The 7,024-nt window shown below is 44.4% G+C and carries 10 protein-coding genes; 9 read left to right on the top strand and 1 reads right to left on the bottom strand.

The features are described 5' to 3' along the window. A partial coding sequence (locus tag Q0200_RS10975) for a FlaG family protein (protein ID WP_297941128.1) occupies positions 1–363 on the bottom strand: 363 nt, incomplete at its 3' end. Positions 364–510: 147 nt separating this feature from the next. Here Q0200_RS10975 and Q0200_RS10970 point away from each other — a divergent pair. The 9 genes from Q0200_RS10970 to Q0200_RS10930 all read left to right on the top strand — a co-directional run bounded on the left by Q0200_RS10970 (position 511) and on the right by Q0200_RS10930 (position 6,978). Further along, positions 511–897, top strand: coding sequence for a hypothetical protein (locus Q0200_RS10970; protein WP_297941127.1), 387 nt, complete (start codon positions 511–513; stop codon positions 895–897). Further along, on the top strand, positions 894–1,460 hold the full coding sequence (rsmD, locus tag Q0200_RS10965; protein ID WP_297941125.1) for a 16S rRNA (guanine(966)-N(2))-methyltransferase RsmD: 567 nt from the start codon (positions 894–896) through the stop codon (positions 1,458–1,460). Before Q0200_RS10970 ends, rsmD begins: the two co-directional genes overlap by 4 nt. Before the next feature lie 66 nt (positions 1,461–1,526). Next, on the top strand, positions 1,527–2,588 hold the full coding sequence (locus tag Q0200_RS10960; protein ID WP_297941123.1) for a flagellar basal body P-ring protein FlgI: 1,062 nt from the start codon (positions 1,527–1,529) through the stop codon (positions 2,586–2,588). Then, positions 2,588–2,899, top strand: coding sequence for a rod-binding protein (locus Q0200_RS10955; protein WP_297941121.1), 312 nt, complete (start codon positions 2,588–2,590; stop codon positions 2,897–2,899). Before Q0200_RS10960 ends, Q0200_RS10955 begins: the two co-directional genes overlap by 1 nt. A gap of 53 nt (positions 2,900–2,952) precedes the next feature. Further along, positions 2,953–3,156, top strand: a complete 204-nt coding sequence (locus tag Q0200_RS10950; protein ID WP_122873807.1) for a flagellar biosynthesis anti-sigma factor FlgM — start codon at positions 2,953–2,955, stop codon at positions 3,154–3,156. A gap of 35 nt (positions 3,157–3,191) precedes the next feature. Continuing rightward, positions 3,192–3,620 carry a flagellar export chaperone FlgN gene (gene flgN, locus Q0200_RS10945; RefSeq protein WP_297941119.1) on the top strand — a complete coding sequence of 143 codons (429 nt, stop codon included), beginning with the start codon at positions 3,192–3,194 and terminating at the stop codon, positions 3,618–3,620. Positions 3,621–3,623: 3 nt separating this feature from the next. Next, entirely contained in the window at positions 3,624–5,477 is a 1,854-nt protein-coding gene (gene flgK, locus Q0200_RS10940; protein WP_297941117.1) for a flagellar hook-associated protein FlgK, read from the top strand. 54 nt (positions 5,478–5,531) lie between these two features. Further along, positions 5,532–6,293, top strand: a complete 762-nt coding sequence (locus tag Q0200_RS10935; protein ID WP_297941116.1) for a TIGR02757 family protein — start codon at positions 5,532–5,534, stop codon at positions 6,291–6,293. 136 nt (positions 6,294–6,429) lie between these two features. Next, complete coding sequence (locus tag Q0200_RS10930) at positions 6,430–6,978, top strand: superoxide dismutase family protein (RefSeq protein ID WP_297941114.1); 549 nt, start codon at positions 6,430–6,432, stop codon at positions 6,976–6,978. Positions 6,979–7,024 lie beyond the last annotated feature (46 nt).

Below are 7,024 nucleotides of genomic sequence, written 5' to 3'. Positions count from 1 at the left end.
CTTGTCAAATAAAACTCCGACCGCCTCTCTAAAATATTCGCTTAGCTTCATTGCCTGTTCGGTCGGGATTTTGCGGATTACTTCGCCCGTTTTCATCTCCATTACGTTTACGTACATCGCGCCTATCTTATCATTATAACCAAAGCGTATGCTAGTGCCTAGATCTTCCATTTGTTTATTTAGCTTTTCGGTAGCTTCTTTTACTTCTTTGCTTAGCGTTTCGTTGTTTTGCTCAGTTAGATTGCGCGTCGTATCTTGCTGGATCTGCGTCCTTTCGACCTCTCTAGTTTGCGTAGAGCTTTGTGCATGCGAGCTTGTAGCTGCGTTTGCCATCGGCTGGCTCGCTACTTTGAAAATTTCCATATTTTCTCCTTTAAATATTTGCTAGCTTCTATATCGTCAAATTTGTAAATTTTTTTAGCCCCGTTCGTGAAAATTTTTGCTTAATTTAAATTTTCGCATAAATTTGTTAAAATCCAGCCTAAATTAAGGCGAGAAAAAGGAGAATTCGTGAAAATTTCGTTTGAATGCGACTGTATTTTGCTAGGGGAGTCGCTAAGGCTATTTTTGAGAGATTTTATCTCGCCTAGAAAAGATTGCGACCTTATCGTGGCAGACAAAAAGATAGAGGCCAAAAAGCCAGTTTTCGTGATCGCCGAGCATTCGCCGCATCTAAAAATCCCTTTTAGTAAAGAGGCTCTTATCTCCGCGCTTGAGGAGTTTTACTCGGCGATTCAGTTTTCAGAGCCCATTGCGCCTTCTCGCACGAACGCGCCCGCATTTGTTATAAAAGAAGAAACCACACCGCAAAACGGTTCAAATTTGGAGCTTGAGGTTTCAAATTTGATAGATAAATTTAAAGAAGAGCTACTCGCGATTCTAAGGAAAAATCGTTGAAAAATCTCTACGCTACGATTTCAAGCGGTAAATTTAAAGGCAAAAAGCTGCTTTTGCCATCGCTGCAAACAACAAGAAGCACGAAAAGCATCGTCAAAGGCTCATTTTTCGACTCGTTTCGCTATGAGCTAGCGGGCAAGGTTTTTATCGAGGCTTTCGGTGGTAGCGCGCTGATGGCCGCAGAAGCGCTAAGCAATGGCGCACAAAAGGCGTACGCGGTAGAAATCGACAAAAACGCTTATAAAATCGCGTTGCAAAACGCTAAACTTATCGGCGACGAGCTAGAAATCGTAAATGGCGATACTTTTGAGATGACGCCAGCTATCGTCGCTAGGCAAAATTTGCCCGTTGTCTTGTATCTTGATCCGCCTTTTGATATCAGAGACGGCTTTGCGGATATTTATGAAAAGTGCGTAAATTTGGTGCTAAATTTGCCTAAAGATAAAATTTACCTGATCGCTTTTGAGCATGCTAGCCATATAAATTTACCCGAAAATATCGGGGCTTTTACGCTTTTAAAATCTAAAAAATTCGGAAATACCTCGCTTAGCTACTATTCTTAAATTCTTGCATCAAATTTGGAATGCTAATTGCTTTTAGTCCTTGAAAATACAAATTTAAGGACGAAAATGAAACTAGCGGCATGCTTGCTGAGCCTTGCCATATCGACTTTTGCGGCGCAGATAAAAGACATCGCAAACGTCGTTGGCGTGAGGGAAAATCAGCTGATCGGATACGGCCTGGTTGTCGGTCTAAACGGCTCTGGCGACGGTAGCAGCTCGGAGTTTACGATCCAGTCTCTTTCAAATATGCTTCAAAGCGTGAACGTAAAAATAAAGCCCGATGATATCAAATCAAAAAACACCGCCGCAGTAATGGTCATCGCAAAGCTGCCTCCGTTTGCTAGGCAAGGCGATAAGCTCGACGTCGTGATATCATCTATCGGCGACGCAAAGAGCCTTCAGGGCGGAACTCTTTTGATGACTCCGCTTAAAGGCGTGGACGGCGACATTTACGCTCTAGCGCAGGGCTCGCTAACTATAGGCGGTAAAACCGCATCTCGCGGAGGCGGAAGTAAAGGCGGCAACCACGTAACCGCAGGCACGATCCCAAGCGGCGCTATCGTGGAGCGCGAGATCGCATACGATATCTATAACCAAGAAGCGATATTTTTAAGCCTTAAAGAGTCGAATTTCGACACAGCTTCAAATATCCAAAGAGCCGTAAATTTAAACGTAGGCGTCGATAGCGCGGTAGCCGTCGACTCGCGAACGATTAGGATCGCTAAGCCAAACGGCGCAAATATGGTTGATTTTGTAGCTAGGGTGTTAAATTTGGACGTGGATTATAAAGCGCTAGATAAAATCGTAATCGACGAGCGCACCGGCACGATAGTAAGCGGCATAAATATCACCGTTGATCCAGTCGTCATCACGCACGGCGACATCACAATAAAGATAGAACCTAGCTCGTACGACGATATGGCGGCAAATCAGCAAACAATCGACTTGCAAGACGGTGCAGCGGTTGATCCGCTAACTAATATGCTAAAAATCAGCGGTGAAAAAACTACCGTAGCCAGCGTCGCAAGGGCGCTAAGCAAGATGGGCGCGACCCCTAGCGATATTATCGCGATAATGGAAAATCTAAAACGCGTAGGCGCTATACACGTAGACTTGGAGATAATATAATGTTAAATGTAGATACTTCGGCAGCTTTAAGCTCGTACAATAAATTTGCTACAAACTCAATCGAAAATAGGCGCGCGGACAAGCCTCAGAGCGAGCAAGACGCGCTTTTAAAAGAGCAAACCGACGCTTTTGAGGCGTTTTTAGTTAAAAGCGTGCTAGATATCGCTCTAAAGGACGAAAATCCGCTATTTGGTAAAGATGCCGGAGACGAGATATATCACTCGATGTATAACGATACGATGAGCAAGGCTCTGAGCGGAAATTTAGGCTTTAGCGAACTTTTATTCAATTATTTGAAAGAAAGGGCTTAAGAAATTTCAAAATTTGCCGATTTAGTTTCTAACAAATCTAAAAAGGCTTGAAAATGATAGGAACTTTGGGAGCTAAACTGGGCATGAGCCCGCAGCAAATCACTCGCTCAAACGACGTAAAAAAGAGCGAAAACATGGAAAAAACACAAGGCAAAGAAGAAAGCAAGGTCGCAAAAATAGCCGAGCAGATCGCAAACGGAACATATAAACTAGATATGTCCAAGACTGCAAAAGCCGTTGCCGATACGCTTTTATAAGATTTTTTGTCCTTGCGTAAAAAGAAAGGACAAAAATGCTTAAAAGATATTTAGATGAGGCGATGGGCGTGCTAGACGAGCTCATCGCCCAAACTACGGAAGATATAGAAAAGATAAAACTAGCTGATCACACTAAGGTTGATGATAGCGTCAAACGCAAAAACGAGCTGGTTAAAAAATTTGAATCCGTAAAATTGCTGCTAGATAAAGAGCTTTTAAGAGTCTCAAAGGAAAACGGCGGGGTAAATTTAAGCTCTATCCTTGACGATGAGGTAAAATCATCTCTCGCGCTTATGCGCTCAAAGCTTGAAGAGCTCTACTCAAAAAACAAAGAATACGCAAAATACGTCGTCGGAGTAAAAGAATTTTTCGATAGCTTGCTAAAAAATATGTTTAAAAGCGAGCCCGGCAGCTACGACAAAGAAGGCTTGACGCCTGAAAGTTTATTTAAAACGAGGGTTTAAAAAATGGCTAATATTTTTTCGTCTTTACATATCGGAGTTAGCGGCCTAGATGCCGCGCAGACGCAGATCACTACGACCGGACACAACATCACAAACGCCGATAGCGAGCACTACACCAGGCAGCGCGTCGTGCAGTCTGCTAGAGAGCCTTTTCACGATATGCCGGGCGACATTGGTACTGGTACCAAGGTCGATACTGTCGTGCGCGTGCATGACGAGTTTACTTTCGCTAGACTTCGTACTTCAAATATAAATTTAGAATCGAGCGAATATAAAAAGCAAATTTTAGAGGAAATTTCACAGCGCTTCCCTGATCTGCAAAGCGTAGGTATAGGCAGGGATTTGCAAAATTATTTTAATGCATGGAACAACCTCGCTTCAAACCCGACAGAAGGATCGCAGAAAGTAAACTTACTAAATTCGGCCGCAACGCTATCAAACAGTATCAACAAAGCCCACGATATGCTAACCAAGATCCAAAAAGACGTGGACTCTCAGGTAGAAGTCGCCGTAAATGAAATCAACAAATATGCCAAGCAAATCGCGCAGATAAATAAAGAGATCGTGCGCGTCGAATCAGTCGGCACCACTAGAGCAAACGACCTGCGAGATAAACGAGATCAGCTTGAGCTTGCGATGTCTAAATTTGCGGGTATAAGTGTGTTTAAAGGGCAGTTACAAAGTAACAATATCGATCCGACTGTAACCGATATGGGTACCAAGCATCAGATAAATATTTCAGGATTTAATATCGTAGACGGTACGACGTATCACCCGCTAACAGTCGACAGGATAAGCGACAAGAGCGATTTTAAAGGTGTATTTTTTGAGAGGGATGACGGTAAAAAGGTCGATCTAAACGGACGAATCTCGGGCGGTAAACTAGGCGCCGCACTAGATCTGCGCGGACGAAGAGTGGATGATAACGGCGAATTTCAAGACGGAACCATACAAAAATACATCGACAACCTAAATACCTTCGCCAAAGGAATCATAAACGAGACGAACAATATCTACGCGAGATCGGCCGTAGAAAACGCCGTAACCGACGAGCTAGACGGTCTAAGCGACTCTAGGACGCTGATGAATTTTAACGACGATATCAAGCACGGTAGCTTTGACGTCGTAGTTTATAACAACCAAGGTCAAGAGGTCGCTCGCAAAACGATAAATATAAATGCCTCTACTACTATAAATGACAATACTCGTGGCAACTCTATCGTGCGGGACTTTAACTCAGACACCGATGACAACGGCGATAACAATTCGCTAAACGACGTGGACGATTATTTTCAGGCAAACTACCAATACGACGCGGCGACGGGCAAAGGCACGTTTGGCGTAACAGCTAAAAGAAATGCCGGCGAATACAGCGTCGCTTTCGTGGATAAGGGTACGAATTTCCCGGGTATCATTGGACTAAATAGGGTTTTTGAGGGCAATAAAGCTAAAAATATGAGCGTAAAAAGCGAGCTGATGGAAAATCCGCACAAGCTAAAAGCTTACTCAAATCCGACTCCGGGCAACAATGAAGTCGCAAATGATATGGTGCAAATGCAGTATAAAAAAATCATATTTTACTCCGACAAGCATGCGGACAAGGAGGAGAGCGTCGAGGGATACTACCGCTATATCACCACCGATCTAGCTAGCCAAACTCAGGCAAATAACGATTTAAACGACGCAAATACAGCTATCCATAAAGTTGCTATGTCTGAGTACCAGTCGGTTAGCGGCGTAAATTTAAACGAGGAGCTTACAAACCTTATACGCTTTCAAAGCAGTTACGGCGCGGCGGCTAAAATCATCACAACCGTAGAAAAGATGCTCGATACATTGCTCACGCTAAAGCAATAAATTTAAATTTCTTTTAGCCTTTTTGGTTTAAAATCTCGGCCAAAAAGGCTAAAAATGGACTTAAAAACCCTCCTGGATCAAAACGTAATCTCTAAAAATACCCATGCGGACTTGTTTGCCGCCGCCGATCCGCTGCAAGTCGCTAGCAAATTTAAAACGCCTGAGATCTCGCTCATCTGTGCGCTTTTTGCATACGGCAACGCAAAGCTAATCGTGAATTTTTTAAATTCTCTCGACTTTTCGCTGCTGGATAAAAGCGAGGAGCAAATCGTTTCAAATTTGACGCGGCACAAATACCGCTTTCAAAGCTGCGAGGACGTGAGGCAGATTTTTATCACCTTTTCGCGCCTAAAAAAGCACGGCGATATCGAGAGTGCGGTGAGAACGGGCTTTGAAAAAAGCGGCTCGATGGTGGACGGCATAAACGAGCTTATTAAATTTATCTATTCGCTCAATTCTTACCGCTCGGAGGGGTATGAGTTTTTTTTCGGCAAACCATACGAAAAAGCGCCGCAAAGCCCGTATAAACGCTACAATATGTTCCTGCGCTGGATGGTTCGAGATAGCGACATCGACCTTGGGCTCTTTAAAAGCTTGCCAAAAAGCAAGCTACTCATGCCTCTTGACGTGCATACGCACCGAGTTTCGCTAAATTTGGGCTTAATCTCTCGTAAAAGTTATGATTTTAGGGCCGTGCGCGAGCTAACGGACAAGCTTTGCGAATTTGACCCCGCCGATCCGATCAAATACGACTTTGCGCTCTACCGCATCGGTCAAAGCGGCGAACTAGCGCAAATCTTAAGCGAGATAAAGTAAATTTGACGGGTTTGCCTCGCACTAAACGGAGGCAAATTTAAGCCCCTTGCGGCGCATTAAATTTAAGAAAATTTAAAGCCTAAATTAATCAAATTTAGGATATAGTTACCTCGCAATTACATTTTAAGGAGAAAAAATGAAAAAAATCGTTTTAGCTAGCGCGGCTCTAGGCTGCCTACTCGCTACTAGCGCTCTTGCGCACGAGGAAAAAGTCTTTGATCCAAAGGCGGGCAAGCACCTAGTCGTCACTATGGAACAATTAAGCGAAAAGGGCAACACTGTCGTTGGCGAGGTAGTAGCGGTCGAGACCAACTACGGCGTGGCGTTATTCCCGAATCTTAAAGGCCTTGAGGGCGGCGCACACGGATTTCACGTGCATCAAAACGCTGACTGCGGTGCGAATGAAAAAGGTCTAGGCATGAAAGCGGGCGGCCACTGGGACCCAAGCGACACCAAAAAACACTCGTTTGCATGGGACGACAGCGGCCACAAGGGCGATCTGCCTGCACTTTGCGTCGATGCTGAGGGCAATGCGGTCTATCCGGTGCTAGCTCCGAAAATCAAGAGCTTAGATGAGCTAAAAGGCCACTCGCTAATGATCCACGTCGGCGGTGATAATCACAGCGACCATCCAAAGCCTCTTGGCGGTGGTGGCGCTAGAATGGTTTGCGGCGTTATAAAATAATCCCGCATTCGCCGATTTGCCGCACTCGGCGGTCGGCGAACTTCTT

This window comes from uncultured Campylobacter sp., assembly GCF_938045225.1.
Classification (GTDB): Bacteria; Campylobacterota; Campylobacteria; order Campylobacterales; family Campylobacteraceae; genus Campylobacter_A.
The sequence above is the reverse complement of the archived record's forward strand: the minus strand, read 5'-3'. Positions and strand labels throughout refer to the sequence as shown.